This window comes from Streptomyces sp. NPDC007863 (assembly GCF_040633895.1).
Lineage (GTDB): Bacteria > Actinomycetota > Actinomycetes > Streptomycetales > Streptomycetaceae > Streptomyces.
On sequence record NZ_JBEYEI010000016.1, the window covers coordinates 144,603 to 163,855 of the forward strand.

Sequence of the window (19,253 nt, forward strand, 5' to 3'; positions counted from 1 at the left end):
CCACGGTTATCTACGGATGCGCAGAAAGCTGCGGACAACCACGCTGCACCCATGGATCTCGATCGCACCCGCCCCCTCTGGAGACAGATCGCCGCCGAGCTCATCCGGCGTATCGAGTCCGGGACCTACCCGCCGGGCAGCCGTGTGCCGTCCACCCTGGAGATCGCCCAGGAGTTCGGCGTGGTGAACGCGACGGCGGCGAAGGCGATGCGGCACGTACGGGAAGAGGGCTGGACCCGTGGGGAGGTCGGGCTGGGAACCTTCGTCGCCGACCCGCTGCCGTCGGACGACTGAGCACCCAGGTCTCCGAGTCGCCCCGTCTGCGCGGCGGGGCGTTTCCCGTTGTGGAAACCGAAACCCCTTGTCGCCGACGGACCCCGCCCGTAACCATCGGAGGCACCTACGAGTAAGGGGATCGTCGTGAAGGTGACCATGCTCGCGAAGAGTTGCGACAAGCGGGACTGCCCCACCATCTACAAGACCGACCGGGGCACGATCCTCGTACAGGGCGAGACCCCGGCCGATCACGGGCTCAGCATTCCCGATCACGAAACCCTGGTGGAGATCCCCATGGAGCTGATCCGGCAGGCGTTCGGAGAGAACGCCAGTGCCTGACCGCACCCTGGACGACATGTTCGACGGCTTCCGTCAGGAAGCCTTCCGGCTGGAGACGCTCGACGACTACAGCCGCTCCGGCAACGTGGACGCCTACCGAAGATTCCTGGATGGCGAGCCGATCCCGGACGGCTACAACGCGGACTGGCTCGACGAGGTCGGGACATGGACGCGGTCGGGGCGCAGGGTCTACCGGGTCCACGTCCTCGGTCGTCCTCTCACCCCGTACCTGCGGTTCGAACTCAGCTGGGGATACGTGACGAACGCGACGGCCGGGGAGGAGTTCTTCATCCTCGATGTGACGGACGGGATCAACCCCCTGGAAAACTCGGGCGACTTCTGGCTCTTCGACTCCACCACGGCCGTGTCCATGAACTACACGGACGACGGCGGATTCGCAGGTGCCGAGGTGCTGCCGGACGATGTAGGCCCCGAGTACGCGGAGCGCAGGGACGTGGCCTTGGCGCGTGCCGTGCCGTTCGCCGACTGGTGGACCAAGCACGCCGGATGAACCGTTCGGAGCTGGGCGTCACGCTGCGGGCCTTGCGGATCGCTTCCGGGAGGGAAGCCAAGGCCGTTGCCCGCAGCGCCGTCATGTCTCCCAGCAAGCTGAGCAAGATCGAGACGGGGAAGCTGTCCCCGAGCGCCGACGACGTGGACCGCATCCTCACCGCTCTGGAAGTGTCGGAGGCGGTCAAGGCCGAATACCTGGACGCGGCCCGCGCCGTGGCCACGGAGGCCACGGCCTGGCGGCTGATCCAGCGCGCGGGTCTCCACAAGGCGCAGGAACGGCTGCGGGCGATCGAAGCCCGGATGAGCCTCCTGCGCGTCTTCCAGCCGGCACTCATTCCCGGCCTCCTCCAGACCCCCGAGTACGCGCGTGCGATTCTGTCCCGCCACGACGATCTGACCGAAGAGACCGTACGGCGCACGGTCGCGGCACGGCTCGAACGGCAATCCGCCCTCTACGACGAGGGGAAGGCGTTCCGGTTCGTTCTCACGGAACCGGTGCTGAGATGGCTCATCGTCCCGCCCATGGTCATGGTCGGCCAGCTCGACAAACTGATCTCCGTCACCAGGCTCCCGAACGTGGATCTCCGGGTCGTTCCCCTCGCAGGGCCCAAGCGTGACATCCCCAACCACGCGTTCGTCGTCAGGGACGACCGGGCCGTGACCGTCGAGACCGTGCACGCGGAAGTGGTCGTGACCGACCCCCGGGACGTAGCCGTGTACGTGGCGAAGTTCGACGGCTTCGCCGAGGACGCCGTCACCGGCGCGGAATCGATCACGCTGCTCGAAGGCGTCCGGGACGAACTCTTGCGGCAACGGGAAAGCCTCTAGATCGGGGTCGTCCATCCGGACGACTCTGGGCCCCATGGCAACTGACGACATCACGGACGAGTACGGCACCCACGCCCCGTCGGGGCACCGGTGTCCGCGGTGTGCGCGGCCGATCCGGCCGGACGAGCGGATGCGGCGCGGCTTCGTGTCCGGTACGGACCCCGGGGTCCGTGCGAACGTCGTCTACCGGCACACGGGCATGACGTGCCCGCAGCCGTCGTGATCACCGCGCACGACTGCACCCGATGCGGTCGCAAAACCCTCGGCGTGAACGGGCGATACGCCTGCACCCGATGCGGCGACGCCAATCCGTCGAGCGAGGGTACGGCCCCGCTCCCCGGACCTTCGTCCCGGATGGCATCCAGGAGAACACGGAACACCGTCGGAAGGAGCACCACATGAGTGACACGAAGAGGCCCACCACGATCGAGCGCCGGGAACTCGGCCGGTTCCTGGGCATCGCCGGGCGGCGGTTCGCGCGCGGGGAGGGGGCCGCCGAGATGTTCTCGCGGGCCGTGGACGCCGTGTGGCACCGGATGCTCGCCACCCCGGAGTACGCGGGCTTCTGCGCCGGGCACGCCGGGGCGGTGCTCGGGCACCGGGAGGCGAAGGGGGTGGGGCCGGTCGGCTGGGTGGCGGCGTACGAGGAGGCGTACGGCCCGCTGCCGGAGATCTGGTTCACCGACGAGGAGGGGCGCCTCGACGAGACAGCGCTGGCGCACTACCGGGAGACCGGGCGGGTCGTGGCCGAGTGGGACTGCACCCCCACCACCGGAGACGGCGACGACGTCGCGCCGGGCGGCCGGTGAGCCCCGCGCGCACCGGCGGGGCGTCCCGGCCGACCGCCGGGGCGCTCCGCCTCGTCGAGGCCGGCGCGGTCCGGCCGCGGTCCGTGGACGTCAGCGGGTACGTGCGGCGGATGACCGCGCACTGTCCTTACCTGGGCCCCTCCGTCGAGCGGGGGCTGACCACCTGGACCGTCTACGGAGTCGACGGTGACGCGGGAGCGGTGGAGGCGGAACTGTTCCACGCCGGGGCGACGGCCGCCGAGCGGTTACGGCCCCTGATCCGTCAGCCCCATGGGTTCCTGCGGTGCGAGAACGTCGTTCTCCTGGGCGAGACGCCCGGGGCCTGGCACCGGGCGCTTCTGGCGTGGCCGCACTGGGCCCTCAAGAACCTGTACGGCCCGGTCGGGATCATGGTCGGCACGTTTCACGAGGGCGAGGAGGAGATCTTTGCGGCGGGCGATCGCCTTCCGGCGGCTCCGGTTTCGTTCCTTGCCGTACGGGCGGCCGTCCGCCGACGTGATCCCCGGCTTCTCCGCTCGACTCCCGATCTGGCCGCCGCACTTGCCATGGCCGACGACGACGGCCGCGATGTCTTCGAGGGCATTCCCTACGACTGGCAGGAGATCCGTACGTGGACGAGGCGCTTTCTCCCCCGGACGAGGCCGTCCACCGCCTCAAGAGCCATCTCGGCGAACCCCTCCGCGCGCGGCTCCTGAGCGATCGGCGTGGTTCGCGGGCCTGGAAGGTCCAGGGCCCTCGGGGAGCCGTCGCACTGAAGGCGAACGACCCCCACGGCGACTGGGCGCGGGACAAGGCCGCGGAGCTGGCCCAGGAGGACGTTCACCTCGCGCGGCTCGTCGAGGCCGGAGCGGTGCGCCCCGGGTATCGGGTGAGCGCGGGCGCGTGGGAGGGCGGGCGGTGGCTCGCCGTGCGGTGGGCCGACGGCCAGTCGGTGTGGGAGGCGTTCGCCCCGGTGCGGGCCGAGGACGGGCCGGGGGCGCGGCCGTGGCTTCTCGACGCCGCCCGGACGTGGGCCGGGTGCCTGGACCGGATGCATGCCGTCGGATGGGCCCACGCGGACGTCCAGCCCACCAACGCCCTGGTCGCGGCAGACGGGAGGGTGGCACTCGTCGACTACGCCCTCGCCTGCGGGCCCGATGACCGTCCGCGCCTTCCCTACCGGGGTGCTCTCACGCACACCACCGCCCCTGAGATCGCGGCCGCCGTCCTCGCGACGCCGGTGGACACCCACGTACGGGCGACTCCCGAGGCGGACGTCTGGGGGCTCGGCGCGTCGCTGTACTGGTGCTGGACCGGGCGGCGCCCTGTCGGGTACGAGGACGGCGACGGCCGCGCGGTGATCGCCGCCTGCGTGCCGCTTCCGAAGGTCCGGCCATGGACCTTCGGGGAGTTCGAGGCGGCGATCACCGTGTGTCTCGCTCCGGTGCCGGCGGACCGCCCCACGGCCGCCGCGGTCGTCGCATCGCTCGCCCGGTGACCGGGCTGCGCCCGCTGACCACCGATGACGCCGCGGCTGTCCGGCGCGTCTACAGCGGAGCCGCCGTGGCCTTTCTCGGACGGGCCGGGATGGGCGGGCAGGAGGCCGTGGAGTACGTGGCGCGGGTACGGGAGTGGGCCACGGCCGATCCGGTGGTCCAGTACGTCCTCGGCGTGGAGGTCGACGGGGACCTCGTCGGCGTCGTGAAGCTCGGCCGCCGGTCAGGCGGCCACGGGCGAGTGAGTTACGTCCTGCGCGAGGACCGGTGGCGGAGCGGTCACGCGACGAGCGCCGTTCGGCTGCTCGTCTCCTTCGCCTTCGGCGCCGGGGGCTTCACTTCCCTCGGCGCCAGGCGTCACCCGGACAACGGTGCCTCGGGCCGGGTGCTGGAGAAGGCGGGGTTCACGCGGGTCGGGTGGTGCGGCGGGATGGTGGAGTACCGGTTGGCCGCACCTGAGCGTGGGGTCAGCCCTGGTGGTCGTACGCCTGCTGCTTCGACGGCGCGCCCTGGGCGCCCATCACCACCCTGGACCTGTTCGTGCGGGTGAGGCGGAGGGCGAGGGCGGCGGTGGCGAGGGCCAGGAGGGTCATGGTGGCGCCGGCCCAGGCGGGGGAGGCATAGCCGAGGCCGCCGTCGATGACCGTGCCGCCGAGCCAGGGGCCGGCGGTGTTGCCGAGGTTGAAGGCGGCGGTGGTGGTGGCGCCGGCCAGGGTGGGGGCGGCGCCGGCGACGTCGAACATGCGGGCGTTGAGGGCGGGGGCCGTGTAGAAGGCCGAGACGCCGAGGAGGAAGGCGAGGGTGACGGTCGCCGCGGGGACGGCGGCGAAGAGGGCCAGGGCCACCAGGAAGACGGTGGAGGCCGTGATGCCGGTGAGGAGGACGCCGAAGAGGTGGGCGTCGGCCACGCGGCCGCCGATCACCGTGCCGACCAGGGCGCCGATGCCGAAGAGGGCCAGGACGCCGGAGACCCAGGCCTCGCCCAGGCCCGAGACGTCGGTGAGGAGCGGGGCCAGGTAGGAGAAGGCGCAGAAGACGCCGCCCGCGGCGAGGGCGGTGACCGTGATCGAGAGGAGGACCTGGCGGTCCCGGTAGATCGTGAGCTCCTGCCTGAGGCGGGGCCTCGTCTCCGGGAGCGGGAGGTGCGGGATGCGGGTGACGACGCCGGCGAGGGCGATCGCGGAGGCGGCGCCGACGGCCCAGAAGGCGGAGCGCCAGCCGAGGTGCTCGCCCAGGAAGGCGCCGGCCGGGACGCCGAGGACGTTGGCGATGGAGAGGCCGCCGATCATGACCGCCAGGGCGCGGGCCCGGGTGTCGACCGGGACCATCGCGATGGCGACGGCCGCGCCCACGGCCCAGAAGCCGGCGCAGGCGAGGGCGCTGACGACGCGGGACGCGAAGAGGATGCCGTAACTCGGGGCGAGCGCGCCGGCTATCTGCGAGAGGCCGAAGACGGTGATCAGGGCGACCAGGGTCGTCTTGCGGGGGAGGCGGAGGGTGGCCACCGCGAGCAGCGGGGCGCCGACGACCATGCCGATGGCGAAGGCGGAGATGAGCAGTCCGGCCTGCGGGATGGAGACGTCCATGTCGTCCGCGATGGCCTGCAGGAGGCCGGAGAGCATGAACTCGCTCGTGCCGAGTGCGAAGACGGAGAGGCCGAGGATGTAGACGGCCAGGGGCATCCGGGGGGCGGTGGGGGCGGGGGTGGGAGGAGGAGCGGGGAGGGGCTCGGCGGAGAGAGACGGCATGACATGTGTGAACCGGTGATTCGTTCCTGTCATTCCGAGGCACCGGTTCTTCTCGCGATGCGAGACGCGCCCCCCGGCGGCCTGCCGCGCCTCCTTCCCGCGTGCGGCTCAGAGGCGGTCGGGGTCGAGACGCCCGGCCGGGATCCCCCCGGCCGGGCGTCTGCGTTCTCACCGGCCGGTCAGCTCCGCGAGTTCCTTCTCCAGGTTCTCGCGGGCCTGTTCCTCCCAGACCGCCGCGCCGTACGGGGTGCGGAAGAGGCGGGGGAGGGAGAGGAGGTGGCGGAGGACGGCGGCGCGGCCTTCGCGGAAGGCGTCGTCGGGGACGAAGGCGTACTCCTCGCGGACGGCCGCCGTATACCCCCCGTAGGTGTCGGGGCCGGTGGCGAGGATGGCGAGGTCGGCGTCGCAGAGGGTCTCGCCGTTGAGGTCGCCGGGGGCCGGGTCGTGGGTGACGGTGAGGCGGACCAGGCGGGCCACCTCCGCGACCTCGTGGGCGGTCAGCCCGGCTTCGGTCAGGGCGCGTTCGGCGAGGTGGGCGGAGCGTTCCTCGTTCTCGGACCGGTCGGGGCGGTAGACGGCGTCGTGGAACCAGGCGGCCAGGCGGACGAGTTCGAGCTCCCCGCCCTCGCCGCCCATGTCGGTGAGCTCGTCGATCCGGTCGAGGACCGCCCGCAGGTGGGCGGTGGTGTGGTAGCGGCGTTGCGGTTCGGCCCAGCGGGCGAGCAGGTCGTGGCCGTACGGGGCGGGGTCGGGGCCCTCGCGGCCGGCGCGGGCGGCGAGCAGGGTGGCGTTCCAGCGCCGGAGGAGGTCGCCGGTGGCGGTCGCGCTGTCCTCGGTTGCGGTCATGGGCGCATTGTGCCCGTTCCGGCCGCTCCGGTCCCGGGCGCGCCGTGCCCGTTCCGGCTGCCCGGATCCCGGGCGGAAGCCGGCGCCCCTCTCGGTCTTATATACCCCCCATGGGTATGTTACGGTGCTCCGAGAAGGTACCCCCTAGGGGTATGTGAGCGACCCGGGTCACCGGTCGGCCGCGAGCGAAGGGCAGTGCGATGTCGAACGTCAACCCCCGGCGCTGGTGGGCACTCCTCGTGCTCGCCACCGCCCAGTTCATGGTCATCATGGACACCTCGATCATCGGGGTCGCGCTCCCCGAGATGCAGAAGGACCTGGGCTTCTCCCAGGGCGAGCTCCAGTGGGTCTTCAACGCCTACGTGATCGTCTTCGGCGGTCTGCTGCTCCTCGGCGGACGCCTCTCCGACCTCGTCGGAGCCCGCAGGATCTTCGTCACCGGCTGGGCCGTGATGATCGCCGGCTCGGTCCTCGCCGCCGCCGCGCAGACCGCCTGGGTCGAGATCGCGGGCCGCGCCGTGCAGGGCGTCGGCGGCGCGCTCATCGCGCCCTCCGCCATGACCCTCCTGATGATGCTCTTCATGCACGACCCGAAGGAGCTCGGCAAGGCGATGGCGCTCTACGGTGCCGCCGCCCCGGCCGGCGGCACCGCGGGCGTCTTCCTTGGCGGCGTCTTCACCGAATGGGCCGCCTGGCAGTGGGTCTTCCTCATCTACATCCCGATCGGCCTGGCCACCCTCGCCGCCACCCGGCTCCTCCCGGAGGTCGGCTCCCGCCGCGGCGCCGTCGACGTCCTCGGCGCCGCCGCCGTCACCGCCGGCCTCGCCCTCGCCGTCTTCGCCGTCGTCCGCGCCCCCGAGGCCGGCTGGGGCTCCACCGCGACCGTCCTCCAGCTGACCGGCGCCGCCGTCCTCCTGGCCCTGTTCCTCGTGATCCAGAAGTCCGTCCGCGAGCCCCTCATGCCGCTCGGCGTCTGGCGGGTCCCGCGCCTCGGCTCCGCCAACCTGGCGATGACGCTGCTCGGCGCCGCGTGGATCCCGATGTGGTACTTCCTCAACCTGTACCTCCAGCAGGTCCTCGGCTACGGGGCCTTCGCCTCCGGCGCCGCGCTGCTCCCGATGACCGTGCTCCTCATGATCTTCATGACGGCCGTCACCGCCCGCCTGATGGCGAAGGTCGGCGCCAAGCCGCTCATCGGCGGCGGTCTGCTGGTCCTCGCCGCCGGCCTGGTCTGGCTCGCCGCCGTCGAGCCCACCGGCACCTTCCTCGTCGACGTCCTGCCCGCCTCGCTCGTCGCCGCGCTCGGCATGTCCCTCGCCTACATCCCGGCGATGATCGCCGCGATGTCCGGCGCCCCGCGGGAACAGGCCGGACTCGCCTCCGGCATCGTCAACACCACCTACAACGTCGGCTCCGCGCTCGGCCTCGCCGCCCTCACCGCGGTCGCCATGTCGCAGGGCGCCGACCGGCTCGGCGACCTGCCCAGGCTCACCGAGGGCTTCTCGGCCGCCTTCCTCGGCGCGGCGGTCATCGCCGCCGTCGGCGGCGTGGTCACCCTCCTGGTGATGAAGGGCGACAAGGCCGTGGCCGCCGCGGGCGCCGCCGCGGCGCCCGCCCCGCAGGGCGAGAAGGCCGCCGCCTGACCGCCGCCCGCCCGCCCGAGGGGCCGCCCGACGTCCGCCCCGGACGCCGGGCGGCCCCTTCGCCGCGGACGCTCGCCCGTTCGGTCCCCGTCGCGGTGCGGGGGCACCGGGGCGGGGGTGAGCTGGTCGGGACCCCCACCCCCGCACGTACGGGAGCAGCAGCATGGCCGTCATCGTCACCGTCGAGATCCCCGGCGGCACCCAGGAGCAGTACGAGGCCACGACCCGCCGCCTCAAGGAGTCCGAGTGGTGGCCCCCGCAGGGCTTCCTCGCCCACGCGGCGGGCCCCGACGGCTCCGGCGGCTGGCGGGTCGTGGACTTCTGGGACTCCGAGGAGGACTTCCTCGCCTTCGCGGCGAAGGCCCGCCCGATCTTCCAGGAGGTCGGCCTCCCGCCGATCCTGCCCACCTTCCAGGACGCGGTGAACGTCATGCTCCGCTGAGGCGGCCGGCGCCGGCCGCCGCCCGAAAACCCTTTGCGGGGAAGCGGGACGGCCGACACCCTTACGCCCCATGACCAGTCATCCTTCCCCGCGCCCCGTCGCGGACCTCTTCGCCGCCGACGGGCGGCTCGTCGCGATCCCGCGACGTCCGGCCCGCCGCGAGGCGCTCCTCGCGCACCTCGCCGAGAGCCTCTTCGAGTCCGGCCGCGTCTACCGCGAGTCCGAGGTCAACGAGGCCCTGAAGACCGTCCACGAGGACTACCCGGCCCTGCGCCGCTACCTCGTCGTCGGCGGCTTCCTCGCCCGGACGAAGGACGGCGCGGCCTACCACCGACAGCGCACGGCCCCGGTCACCGGAGGTGCGACCCCCGCCGTCGCGTGACCGGCGCGGCGGTGGCCGGCCTGCTGGCCGGCTACGGCATCGCGGTCCCGGTGGGCGCCGTCGGCGCGCACCTGGTGGCGGTCGCGGCCCGCGGCCCCTGGCGTACGGGGGCGGGCGCGGCGCTCGGCATCGCGGCGGCGGACGGGGTGTACGCCCTGGTCGCGGTCGCCGGAGGGGCCGCGCTCGTGCCGCTCCTCGCCCCGGTGGCGTCGCCCCTGCGCTGGGCGTCCGTCCTCGTCCTCCTGGCCCTCGCGGCGGCCTCGGCCCGTACCGCGCTCCGCGCCCACCGCGCCGGGACCCCGGCGGAGGACCGGCCGGTGACGGCACCGCACCGGGCCTTCTGGACCTTCCTCGGCATCACGGTCCTGAACCCGATGACGGTCCTGTACTTCACGGCCCTCGTCCTCGGCGGCCACGCGACGACGGGCCCGGCCGAGGCGGCCGTCTTCGTCGCCGCGGCCTTCGCCGCCTCGGCGAGCTGGCAGCTGCTGCTCGCCGCCACCGGCACCCTCCTCGGCCACGCCCTGACGGGCGCCCGCGCCCGGCTCCTCACGGGCCTGGCGTCGAGCGCCCTGATCGCCGTCCTGGCGCTGGGCCTGGTGGTCCGGTGAGCCGGTGAGCCGGGGGCCAGTGAGCCCGGTGACCCGGTGGCCTAGTAGGGCTGGACCAGGACGTGCGCGGCGCCCGGGACGCCGATCTTCAGGAGTTCGTCCTCCTCGGGCGTCGTGGGCGTGCCCGTCTCCTGCTTGAGGACCGCGCGGGACAGCGCCTGCACCCACAGCGCGCGGGGGCGGCGGCGGGCCTCCCAGGCGGCGAGCGCGGCGGGGACGGTGTCCTCGTCGCGCAGCGCGTCGGCGAGCACGAGGGCGTCCTCGACGGCCATCGCCGCGCCCTGCGCGAGGTGCGGGGTGGAGGCGTGGGCGGCGTCGCCGGCGAGGACGATCCGGCCGACGTGCCACGGGTCCTCGACGGTCACCTGCGAGATGCGCGTGTGGACGACGGACGCCGGGTCGGTGACGGAGGCGACGGCCTCGCCGACCGGCCCCGTGAACATCGCGAGCCGCTTCGCCAGCTCCTCGTGCGCGGTGCCGGGGTCCGGACGGTAGTCGGCGTCCTCGGGGAACACCGCGCCCAGGTACATGAGTTCGTCGGTGATCGGGGTGAGCAGCGCCTTCGCCGCGGGCCCGAACACGCACATGAGGACCCCGTCGATGCCGGGGAGGCGGGGGACGGTGACCCGCCAGTTCGCGAAGCCGGTGTACTCGGGGGTGTGGCGGTCGCCGTAGAGGCGGGTGCGGAGCGGGGAGCCGATGCCGTCGAAGCCCACGACGAGGTCCCAGCGGCCGGCGGAGCCGTCCGTGAGGGTGACGTCGACGCCGGTGCCGTCGTCGGCGAGCGTGTCGACGGTGGCGCCGTACCGGAGCGTGGCACCGGCCTCGCGGGCGGCGTCGGCGAGGAGGCGGACGAGCGCGGGCCGGGGGATGCCGTTGGCCGGCGGGGCGCCGTCCATGCGCGGCTGCGGCAGGTCGAGGCGCACGGTCCCGGCCGGGTCGGCGATGGTGAGGACCTCCCACGCGAAGCCGGCGGCGAGACAGGCGTCGAGGAGCCCGGCCTCGCGCATCACGTGCAGGGCGTTCGAGGGCTGGATGATGCCGACGCCGAGCGCGTCGGGCCCGTCGCGGACCTCGGCGACCTCCACGGTGTGCCCGCGGCGGGCGAGCAGGGCGGCGAGGGTGAGCCCGCCTATGCCGCCGCCGTGGACGAGGACGCGCAGGGGTGGTGCCATGTCGTTTCCTCCGGAGGAGATGTCGTGCGGAACGTTGTCGGGCGTCGGGCGTCGGGCGTCAGGCGTGCGTCAGGCGCCGGCGGCCGCGTACCGGGCCAGGAACAGGTCCACTCCCGAGGCGATCGTCCGCTCCAGCTCGGCGTCGTCGATCTCCGCCTCCGGCGAGAAGGTCCGCACGAGCTGCGGCACCCCCACCGTCGCCGCGACGAGCTGCTGCACCGCCAGCTTCGGGTCCGGCACGTCGAGGACCCCGCGGGCGGCGAGCTCGGTGAAGGCCTCGACGAGCGGGCCGTTGTTCATGTCGTAGCTGACGCGGTACCAGAGCTGTCCCAGCTGCGGGAAGCGGTCGATCTCGCCGATGACGAGCCGCCGCAGCGACATGATGTCCGGCCGCAGCAGGATCCGCGCCCAGTCCGTCGTCAGCCGCACCAGGGCGGCGCGCAGGTCGGGGGCGGCGGCGACGGTCGAGTTCGTCGGCTCCAGGTCCGCGTACGTCTTCGGGAGTATCCCGCCGACGACGGCGAGGAACAGCCGCTCCTTGCTGCCGAAGTGCTTGTAGATCGTCGCCTTCGACACCCCGGACCGGGCGGTGATCGCGTCCATCGACGCGGCCGAGTACCCCTCCGCGAGGAACTCCGTCAGCGCCGCGTCGATGATCGCCTGCCGTTTGCGGGAGGCCGCGTCGGCGGGGTCGGGGATGACGGGGATCCCGTACGCGGCGAGGACGTCCTCGCTGACGGCCATGGGGTACGTCCTAGCGGTAGGGGAGGGGCGCACCAGTATAGGAACCGAACGGCTCGGTCCGTCAGGCGCGTTCAGTCGCGGCGGGCCGCGGCGAGGGCCGTCAGGGCGACGGCCGTGAGGCCCGCGCCGGCGGCGAGCACGGCGCCCCGGGAGCGCCAGGACAGGGCCGACCACTGGGACTCCGCCGACAGCAGCGAGCCGAGGCTGGCCCAGGAGCCGGCCGAGAGGACGGAGGCCGCGGAGCCGACCGAGCCGATGGACAGGAAGGAGCCCACCGAGCCGATCGACAGCGTCGAGCCGACCGACCCGATGGAGAGGAACGAGTTCCGCGAACCGATGGACCAGCGAGAACAGTCAGCGCTCATGGCCCGATCGTAGACACGGCCGGGGTCAACGGCGCGGCGTGACCGAGCCCGCGTACACGTTCTTCGGCGTGACGATCTCCGTGACGGCCCTCGCCACCAGCGTGGACGGCTCCTGGCCGCCGCTGAACGTGTCGGTGTTGAGCATCAGGACGAGCGTGGCCTTCTGCGACGGGAGGTAGACGGTCACGGTCTCGTAGCCGGGGAGGGAGCCGTTGTGGCCGATCCAGCCGTTGGTGTTCAGGATGCCGAGGCCGTACGAGGTGCCGGGGAAGCCGGTCGGGAGGGTCTTGAGGCGCTGCGCCTGGGTGGCGGGGCTGAGGAGTTCGCCGGTGGCGAGGACCTTCGCCCAGCGGTGCAGGTCGTCGAAGTCCGAGATCATCCCGCCGGCCGCCCAGGCCCAGCTGGGGTTCCAGTCGGTGGCGTCGGCGACCGAGCCGTCGAGCGTCTGGTCGGTGTAGCCGCGCGGGTGCGGCTCCGGGAACTCGGCGCCCTTCGGCAGGAACGAGTGCCGCAGCCCGGCCGGCCGGATCACCCGCTCGTGCAGGACCTTCGCGAGGGGCCGGCCGGTGACCTTCTCGACGACCAGGCCGAGGAGGACGAGGTTGGAGTTGGAGTACTGGAAGGTGGCGCCCGGCTGGAAGGTGTTCGCGTGCCGGTAGCCGTACGACACCGCCTCCCACGGGTTGAACGGCCGCTCCGGCTCGCTCAGCAGGTCGTGGACGAAGTCCGGGTCGGCGGTGTACGGGAACAGGCCGCTGCGCATCTCGGCGAGCTGCCGCAGCGTGATCCGGTGGCCGTTCGGCACGCCCCGGACGTAGTCGTCGATCGGGTCGTCGAGCCCGACCTTCCCCTCGTCGACGAGCTGGAGGAGCGCGGTGACGGTGAAGGTCTTCGTCTCGCTGCCGATCCGGATGTACCCGTCGGTGGTCATCGGCCGGCCGGTCTTCTTGTCCGCGACCCCGGTGGCGCGGACGTAGCACCCCTTCCCCGGCATCCAGACGCCGACGACCAGACCGGGGATCCCCGCCTGCCGCCGCACCTTCTCGACGGTCGCGTCGAGCCGCGCGACGGTGGCGGACGGCAGCCCGTCCTCGCCCCGGCAGTCGTCTCCGTCGCCGTGCCGGAGCGGTACGGGGACGGGCGCGGCGGTCGCCGGGAGCGCGGCGGGCGCGAGGGCGGCCGTCGCGAGGAGCAGGGCGGTGGCGAGGAGCCGGCGGGGGGTGGGTCGTCGCATGGGGAACGCCTTCCGGGGGCGGGAGATGGGGGTGAGGAGGAGCGGGTACGCGCGCTGCCAGATCAGCACCGGCGGCCGTACCGTCGCGGCGCCCGCCGACGGGAGCGGGGCGAGTCCACTCGTTCGGCGCCGCGCCATCCGCGCCGCCCACCCCCGGTCGGCGCAGCGCGCCGCGCAACCGGCGGGTTCGCCAAGCGCGTCCGGGAGGGAGACCGCAAGATCGTTTCTCCGGTACGGAAGGTACGCATCCATGAGCAGCCCCCGCACGGCCGACCGCTTCCTCTACGTCACCCGGCACGGCGAGGCCACGCCCGACGAGTCGGGGCTGACGGAGGCGGGGCGGCGGCAGGCCGCGCTGCTCGGGGAGCGGCTGCGGGGCGTGCCGCTGGCGGCCGTCCACCACGGGCCGCTGGCCCGCGCCGCGGAGACGGCCCGGCTGGTCGGCGAGCGGCTCGACGGCGTGCCCGTACGCGTGGCCGAGGAGGCCGGCGACTACGTCCCGTACCAGCCGTCGCGGGAGGAGCTGCCGGGCGAGGTGGCCGACGCGATGCTCGGCTTCCTGGAGCAGTTCCCCGCGGAGGAGCGGGCGCGCGGCGCGGAGCTGGCGGCGGAGGCGGTCGCGCGCTTCACGGGGCCGGTGGAGGGGGACGAGCCGCGCCACGAGCTGCTCGTCACCCACAACTTCCTCGTCGGCTGGCTGGTGCGGGCGGCGCTGTACGCGCCTGCCTGGCGGTGGATGGGCGTCAACCAGGCGAACGCGGCGCTGACGGTGATCCGTTACGCCCCCGGCCGCCCGCCGGCCGTCCTCGTCCTGAACGACACCCGGCACCTGCCCGAGGACCTCCGCTGGACGGGCTTCCCGCCGGCGCTCCACGTCTGACCCCCTCCCGGTTCCGCCCCGGAAACGACGAACCGCCCCCGTGCGGGGGCGGTTCGTGGACTTCTCCGGTCGTGGACTGCGCCGTCGTCAGCTCCGGATCAGCCGGGCGATCGCCTTCGACGCCTCGCCGACCTTCTCCTTGGCCTCGTCCCCGCCGGCGGCGATCGCCTCCGTGACGCAGCAGGCGAGGTGCTCGTCCAGGAGGGCGACGGCGCAGGACTGGAGGGCGGCGTTGATGGCCGAGACCTGGGTCAGGACGTCGACGCAGTACGTGTCCTCGTCGACCATCCGCTGCACTCCCCGGACCTGGCCCTCGATCCGCCGGAGCCTTCTGATGACGTCTTCCTTGTGCGGTGAGTAACCGGCCACGGCAGCTCTCCCGTCGGGTCGAGGGGTCCGGAGGTCACGCGGCGGCGGCCTGGAAGCCGCGCAGCCGCAGGCTGTTGCCGACCACGAAGACCGAGGAGAAGGCCATCGCGGCACCGGCGATCATCGGGTTGAGCAGTCCGGCCGCGGCGAGCGGCAGGGCGGCCACGTTGTAGGCGAAGGCCCAGAAGAGGTTGGACCGGATGGTGCCGAGGGTCTTGCGGGAGAGCCGGATGGCGTCCGCCGCGGCCCGCAGGTCGCCTCGTACGAGGGTGAGGTCGCCGGCCTCGATGGCGGCGTCCGTGCCCGTGCCCATGGCCAGGCCCAGGTCGGCCTGGGCGAGCGCGGCGGCGTCGTTGACGCCGTCGCCGACCATGGCGACCGAACGGCCCTCGGCCTGCAGGCGCTTGACCACGTCGACCTTGTCCTGCGGCATGACCTCGGCGATGACCTCGCCGATGCCGACCTCGGCGGCGACGGACTCGGCGACCGCCTGGTTGTCGCCGGTCAGGAGGATCGGGGTGAGCCCGAGGCCCTTGAGCCGGCGGATCGCCTCCGCGCTGGTCTCCTTGATCGCGTCGGCGACCTCCAGGACCGCGCGGGCCTCCCCGTCCCAGGCGACCGCGATGGCCGTCTTCCCGGCCTTCTCCGCCGCGTCCTTCGCGGACTTGAGGTCCGCGGGCAGCTCCATCGCCCACTCTTCGAGCAGCTTCTCGCGGCCGACGAGGACGGCGTGGCCGTCGACGACGCCCTGGACGCCGAGGCCGGGGACGTTGGCGAAGTCCTCGGGGGTGGGCAGGGTGCCGGCCTTCGCGGCGGCGCCGGCGGCGACGGCCTGGGCGATCGGGTGCTCGGAGGAGTGCTCCAGGGCGCCGGCGAGGCGCAGCACCTCGGTCTCGTCCGTACCGGCGGCGGTGTGGACCTTGAGGAGGGTCATCCGGCCGGTGGTGACGGTGCCGGTCTTGTCCAGGACGATGGTGTCGACCTTGCGGGTGGTCTCCAGGACCTCGGGCCCCTTGATCAGGATGCCGAGCTGGGCGCCGCGCCCGGTGCCGACCATGAGGGCGGTCGGGGTGGCGAGGCCGAGGGCGCACGGGCAGGCGATGATCAGGACGGCGACGGCGGCGGTGAACGCGGCGGTCAGGCCCTGTCCGGTCCCCAGCCAGAAGCCGAGGGTGCCGAGCGAGAGCGCGATGACCACCGGCACGAAGACGGCCGAGATCCTGTCGGCGAGCCGCTGGGCGGCGGCCTTGCCGTTCTGCGCGTCCTCGACGAGCTTCGCCATCCGGGCGAGCTGGGTGTCGGCGCCGACGCGGGTGGCTTCGACGACGAGCCGGCCGCCGGCGTTCAGGGTGGCGCCGGTGACGGCGTCGCCGACGCCCACCTCGACGGGCACGGACTCGCCGGTCAGCATGGAGGCGTCCACGGCGGACGAGCCCTCGACGACGGTGCCGTCGGTGGCGATCTTCTCGCCGGGGCGGACCAGGAAGCGGTCGCCGACCTGGAGTTCGGCGGTGGGCACGGTGATCTCGCGTCCGTTCTTCAGGACGGTGACCTCCTTCGCCCCCAGCTGCATCAGCGCCTTGAGCGCGGCGCCGGCCTTCCGCTTCGAGCGGGCCTCGAAGTAGCGGCCCGCCAGGATGAAGGCGGTGACGCCGGCGGCGGCCTCCAGGTAGATGTTCCCGGCGCCGTCGGTGCGGGCGATGGTGAACTCGAAGGGGTGCGTCATCCCCGGCGTACCGGCCGTGCCGAAGAACAGCGCCCACAGGGACCACAGGAACGCGGCGATCGTGCCGACCGAGATCAGCGTGTCCATGGTGGCCGCGCCGTGCCGGGCGTTGGTCCAGGCGGCCCGGTGGAAGGGCCAGGCGGCGTAGACGACGACCGGCGCGGCGAGGGTGAGGCTCAGCCACTGCCAGTACTCGATCTGGAGCGCCGGGATCATCGCCATCGCGATGACGGGGACGGCGAGGGTGACGGCGGTGATCAGCCGCTGCTTCAGGGGCCGCAGCTCGGCGTCGGCCTTCTCCTCGTCGGAGGGGCCGCCCTCGGCGCCGTCGGACGCGGGGCGCTCCGGCTCGGGTTCGGCGGCGGTGTAGCCGGTGGCCTCGACGGTGGCGATGAGGTCGGCGACCGGGATGCCGGCGGAGAAGGTGACCTTCGCCTTCTCGGTCGCGTAGTTGACGGTGGCCTCGACCCCGTCCATGCGGTTGAGCTTCTTCTCGATGCGGGCCGCGCACGAGGCGCAGGTCATGCCGCCGATGGCGAGCTCGACCTGGGCGGTGCCCGGAGTGGTCGTGGTCATTCCTGCTCCTCGGTGCAGCGGGTGGGGTGTGCCGGGTGCCGGGGCCCGGGCGGCGGTCCGGGTCGGGCCCCGGCGGCTCGTGGGGCGGGTGGTCAGGCGCGGCCGGTCAGCTCGTAGCCCGCGTCGTCGATCGCGGCGCCGATGACGGCGTCGTCGGGCGCGCCGTCGGTGGTGACGGTCACCAGGCCGGCGGCGACGTCGACGTCCACGGAGAGGACGCCCTCCACCGCGCCGACGGACGTGGTGACCGAGGTCTTGCAGTGGCCGCAGGTCATGCCGGAGACGGCGTAGACGGTGCTGGTGGCGTCGGCGACGGCGACCGCGGTGGCGGTGCCGGCGGTGGAGCAGCTGTGGTCGGGGGTGCAGCAGGAACCCATGTCGTCCTCCATCGTGTGTCCAGGGGCCGGATACCCTCGGGGGGTATCGGCGGCGTGAGTCCATGTATACCCCCCAGTGGTATTCGGTGCAAGTGTCGAGTCGGCTTGACTTGATACCCCCTAGGGGTATGGTGAAGTGCAGGGAACAGAGAACAGAGGCCATCGCTCACCGAGGAGAGCAGCCATGAACACGGGAATGAAGATCACGGCCTTCGCGGCCGCGCTCGCCGCGACGTTCGGCACCGCGTACGGGGTCGGGAAGGGCGTCGGCCCGGTGGGCGAACCCGCGAAGGCGGAGAGCGGCGACCACGCGGGCCACGAGGCGGCCACCCCCGGCCAGGCGCCCGGCGAGGCCCCCGCCCGGGCCGCCGCCGAACTCCCCGGCGGCCTCCAGGTCTCCGAAGGCGGCTACGCCCTCGCCCTGGAGACCCCAACCCCGCCCGTCGGCCGCAGCACCCTGAAGTTCTCCATCCAGGACGCCGAAGGGAAGAAGGTCACCGCCTTCACCACCGAGCACGACAAGGAGCTGCACTTCATCGTCGCCTCGCGCGACCTGACGGTCTTCCGCCACCTCCACCCCGAGAAGGCCCCCGACGGCACCTGGAGCGTCGACGCCGACCTCCCGGCCGCCGGCGCCTACAAGGCCTTCGCCGACTTCACGCCCGCCGCGAAGGGCGCCGAGGCCGTCACCCTCGGCGTCGACCTCGGCGTCCCCGGCGCCTACACCCCCCGGCCGCTCCCCGCCGCCGCGACCACCGCCACCGTCGACGGCTACCAGGTCCGCCTCGGCGGCACCCTCGACCCCGGCAAGCCCGGTGAGCTGCGGCTCACGGTCTCCAAGGACGGTGAGCCGGTCACCGATCTGCAGCCCTACCTCGGCGCGTACGGCCACCTGGTCGCCCTCCGCCAGGGCGACCTCGCCTACCTCCACGTCCACCCGAACGAGGGCGGCCCCGGCCCCGACGTCTCCTTCACCGCCACCGCGCCGACCCCCGGCGCGTACCGCCTCTTCCTCGACTTCAAGCACGAGGGCGAGGTCCGCACGGCCGCCTTCACGGTGAAGGCCGGCGCCCCGGGCTCCGCCCCGGCCCCCGCGGAGACCGCCGAGCACGATGCGGGAGGTCACCGGCACGGCTAGTCTGGTCATTGGACTAGACCTGTAGTCGTCATTCATGGAGGAATGGGCGCAATGAGCAACCGTGCTGTCCTGGAGGTGATCGCCCTCGACGAGCAGGACGCGGTCGCCGCCCAGACCGGGGGCGCCGACCGCCTCGAACTCGTCACCGACATGGCGGCGGACGGCCTCACCCCGTCGACGGCCACCTTCACGGCCATCCGCCGCGCCGTCGACATCCCGCTGCGCGTCATGCTGCGCCTGGCGGACGGCTTCGCGGCCGGCGACATCGACGCGCTGGCCGGCCGGGCCGCCGAGCTCCGCGCCGCCGGCGCCGACGAGTTCGTCCTCGGCTTCCTCACCGCCGACGGCGCGCCGGACCTCGTCGCCGTCGAACGGCTCATCGCCGTCCTCGACGGCGCCCACTGGACCTTCCACCGGGCCATCGACCGCGCCGCCGACCGCGACGGCCTGCGCAAGCGCCTCGCCGACCTCCCCGGCCTCGACACCTACCTCACGGCCGGTGCCGCCGGCGGCGTCGACGACGGCCTGCCCGTCCTGGAGGCCGAGGCCGCCCGCTCCGGCGAACCCGGCTACGAACCGCAGATCCTCGTCGGCGGCGGCCTCCGCCTCGACCACCTGCCCCGACTGCGCGCCGCCGGCCTCACCGCCTTCCACATCGGCGGCGCCGCCCGCCCGCAGGGCTGGACCGCCCCGGTCTCCGCCGAAGCGGTCCGCACCTGGCGCGAGGCGATCGACAGGTGACACCTCCCGGGCCGCC

The 19,253-nt window shown here is 73.4% G+C and carries 24 protein-coding genes; 15 read left to right on the top strand and 9 right to left on the bottom strand.

What is annotated here, in order from left to right:
- Positions 1 to 51 precede the first annotated feature (51 nt).
- The 8 genes from ABZ621_RS24885 (at position 52) to ABZ621_RS24920 (ending at position 4,790) form a co-directional block, all read left to right on the top strand.
- Positions 52 to 294: a winged helix-turn-helix domain-containing protein gene (locus ABZ621_RS24885; protein ID WP_360608098.1), complete on the top strand. Its 243-nt coding sequence runs from the start codon at positions 52 to 54 to the stop codon at positions 292 to 294.
- Positions 295 to 420: 126 nt separating this feature from the next.
- Positions 421 to 615 carry a hypothetical protein gene (locus ABZ621_RS24890; RefSeq protein WP_360608100.1) on the top strand — a complete coding sequence of 65 codons (195 nt, stop codon included), beginning with the start codon at positions 421 to 423 and terminating at the stop codon, positions 613 to 615.
- A 16-nt stretch (positions 616 to 631) separates the two neighbouring features.
- A complete protein-coding gene (locus tag ABZ621_RS24895) occupies positions 632 to 1,126 on the top strand; it encodes a DUF6879 family protein (RefSeq protein ID WP_360608265.1) in 495 nt (164 codons plus the stop codon).
- A complete protein-coding gene (locus ABZ621_RS24900; RefSeq protein ID WP_360608102.1) occupies positions 1,123 to 1,956 on the top strand; it encodes a helix-turn-helix transcriptional regulator in 834 nt (277 codons plus the stop codon). The genes ABZ621_RS24895 and ABZ621_RS24900 overlap by 4 nt, the downstream gene beginning before the upstream one ends.
- 398 nt (positions 1,957 to 2,354) lie before the next feature.
- A complete protein-coding gene (locus ABZ621_RS24905) occupies positions 2,355 to 2,765 on the top strand; it encodes a hypothetical protein (protein WP_360608104.1) in 411 nt (136 codons plus the stop codon).
- Positions 2,762 to 3,460, top strand: coding sequence for a hypothetical protein (locus ABZ621_RS24910; RefSeq protein WP_360608106.1), 699 nt, complete (start codon positions 2,762 to 2,764; stop codon positions 3,458 to 3,460). Before ABZ621_RS24905 ends, ABZ621_RS24910 begins: the two co-directional genes overlap by 4 nt.
- Entirely contained in the window at positions 3,376 to 4,242 is an 867-nt protein-coding gene (locus ABZ621_RS24915) for a hypothetical protein (protein ID WP_360608107.1), read from the top strand. Before ABZ621_RS24910 ends, ABZ621_RS24915 begins: the two co-directional genes overlap by 85 nt.
- Complete coding sequence (locus ABZ621_RS24920; RefSeq protein ID WP_360608109.1) at positions 4,140 to 4,790, top strand: GNAT family N-acetyltransferase; 651 nt, start codon at positions 4,140 to 4,142, stop codon at positions 4,788 to 4,790. Before ABZ621_RS24915 ends, ABZ621_RS24920 begins: the two co-directional genes overlap by 103 nt.
- Here the strand turns inward: ABZ621_RS24920 and ABZ621_RS24925 are convergent.
- Positions 4,708 to 5,922, bottom strand: a complete 1,215-nt coding sequence (locus tag ABZ621_RS24925) for a Cmx/CmrA family chloramphenicol efflux MFS transporter (RefSeq protein ID WP_360608267.1) — start codon at positions 5,920 to 5,922, stop codon at positions 4,708 to 4,710. The two genes, ABZ621_RS24920 and ABZ621_RS24925, sit on opposite strands and share 83 nt — an antisense overlap.
- A 234-nt stretch (positions 5,923 to 6,156) precedes the next feature.
- The gene (locus tag ABZ621_RS24930) at positions 6,157 to 6,834 is read right to left on the bottom strand and encodes a hypothetical protein (protein ID WP_360608112.1); all 678 of its coding nucleotides are present in this window, start codon (positions 6,832 to 6,834) and stop codon (positions 6,157 to 6,159) included.
- A gap of 200 nt (positions 6,835 to 7,034) precedes the next feature.
- Between ABZ621_RS24930 and ABZ621_RS24935 the strand changes: the two genes are divergently transcribed.
- The 4 genes from ABZ621_RS24935 to ABZ621_RS24950 all read left to right on the top strand — a co-directional run bounded on the left by ABZ621_RS24935 (position 7,035) and on the right by ABZ621_RS24950 (position 9,912).
- On the top strand, positions 7,035 to 8,477 hold the full coding sequence (locus ABZ621_RS24935) for an MFS transporter (RefSeq protein ID WP_360608114.1): 1,443 nt from the start codon (positions 7,035 to 7,037) through the stop codon (positions 8,475 to 8,477).
- A gap of 163 nt (positions 8,478 to 8,640) precedes the next feature.
- The gene (locus tag ABZ621_RS24940) at positions 8,641 to 8,919 is read left to right on the top strand and encodes a hypothetical protein (RefSeq protein WP_360608116.1); all 279 of its coding nucleotides are present in this window, start codon (positions 8,641 to 8,643) and stop codon (positions 8,917 to 8,919) included.
- A gap of 70 nt (positions 8,920 to 8,989) precedes the next feature.
- On the top strand, positions 8,990 to 9,301 hold the full coding sequence (locus ABZ621_RS24945) for a DUF2087 domain-containing protein (RefSeq protein ID WP_360608118.1): 312 nt from the start codon (positions 8,990 to 8,992) through the stop codon (positions 9,299 to 9,301).
- Positions 9,298 to 9,912: a LysE family transporter gene (locus ABZ621_RS24950; RefSeq protein ID WP_360608120.1), complete on the top strand. Its 615-nt coding sequence runs from the start codon at positions 9,298 to 9,300 to the stop codon at positions 9,910 to 9,912. The genes ABZ621_RS24945 and ABZ621_RS24950 overlap by 4 nt, the downstream gene beginning before the upstream one ends.
- 41 nt (positions 9,913 to 9,953) lie before the next feature.
- Here the strand turns inward: ABZ621_RS24950 and ABZ621_RS24955 are convergent, their stop codons facing one another.
- From ABZ621_RS24955 to ABZ621_RS24970, 4 genes are all read right to left on the bottom strand, one after another.
- Entirely contained in the window at positions 9,954 to 11,087 is a 1,134-nt protein-coding gene (locus ABZ621_RS24955) for an FAD-dependent monooxygenase (protein WP_360608122.1), read from the bottom strand.
- A 69-nt stretch (positions 11,088 to 11,156) separates the two neighbouring features.
- Positions 11,157 to 11,831, bottom strand: a complete 675-nt coding sequence (locus tag ABZ621_RS24960; protein WP_360608124.1) for a TetR/AcrR family transcriptional regulator — start codon at positions 11,829 to 11,831, stop codon at positions 11,157 to 11,159.
- Between the two features lie 71 nt (positions 11,832 to 11,902).
- Complete coding sequence (locus ABZ621_RS24965; RefSeq protein ID WP_360608126.1) at positions 11,903 to 12,196, bottom strand: hypothetical protein; 294 nt, start codon at positions 12,194 to 12,196, stop codon at positions 11,903 to 11,905.
- Positions 12,197 to 12,221: 25 nt separating this feature from the next.
- On the bottom strand, positions 12,222 to 13,430 hold the full coding sequence (locus ABZ621_RS24970) for a serine hydrolase domain-containing protein (protein WP_360608128.1): 1,209 nt from the start codon (positions 13,428 to 13,430) through the stop codon (positions 12,222 to 12,224).
- A 250-nt stretch (positions 13,431 to 13,680) separates the two neighbouring features.
- On the opposite strand from ABZ621_RS24970, the gene ABZ621_RS24975 reads away from it, so the two are divergent.
- Positions 13,681 to 14,310, top strand: coding sequence for a histidine phosphatase family protein (locus ABZ621_RS24975; RefSeq protein WP_360608130.1), 630 nt, complete (start codon positions 13,681 to 13,683; stop codon positions 14,308 to 14,310).
- Positions 14,311 to 14,397: 87 nt separating this feature from the next.
- Here ABZ621_RS24975 and ABZ621_RS24980 read toward each other — a convergent pair whose 3' ends face one another.
- The 3 genes from ABZ621_RS24980 to ABZ621_RS24990 form a co-directional block, all read right to left on the bottom strand.
- Positions 14,398 to 14,679, bottom strand: a complete 282-nt coding sequence (locus ABZ621_RS24980; RefSeq protein WP_360608132.1) for a metal-sensitive transcriptional regulator — start codon at positions 14,677 to 14,679, stop codon at positions 14,398 to 14,400.
- 34 nt (positions 14,680 to 14,713) lie between these two features.
- A complete protein-coding gene (locus ABZ621_RS24985; RefSeq protein WP_360608134.1) occupies positions 14,714 to 16,981 on the bottom strand; it encodes a heavy metal translocating P-type ATPase in 2,268 nt (755 codons plus the stop codon).
- 92 nt (positions 16,982 to 17,073) lie between these two features.
- Entirely contained in the window at positions 17,074 to 17,358 is a 285-nt protein-coding gene (locus tag ABZ621_RS24990) for a heavy-metal-associated domain-containing protein (RefSeq protein ID WP_360608136.1), read from the bottom strand.
- Between the two features lie 184 nt (positions 17,359 to 17,542).
- Here ABZ621_RS24990 and ABZ621_RS24995 point away from each other — a divergent pair, with 184 nt between their 5' ends.
- Positions 17,543 to 18,496, top strand: a complete 954-nt coding sequence (locus tag ABZ621_RS24995; protein ID WP_360608138.1) for a hypothetical protein — start codon at positions 17,543 to 17,545, stop codon at positions 18,494 to 18,496.
- Between the two features lie 51 nt (positions 18,497 to 18,547).
- Positions 18,548 to 19,237, top strand: coding sequence for a copper homeostasis protein CutC (locus tag ABZ621_RS25000; protein WP_360608140.1), 690 nt, complete (start codon positions 18,548 to 18,550; stop codon positions 19,235 to 19,237).
- Positions 19,238 to 19,253 lie beyond the last annotated feature (16 nt).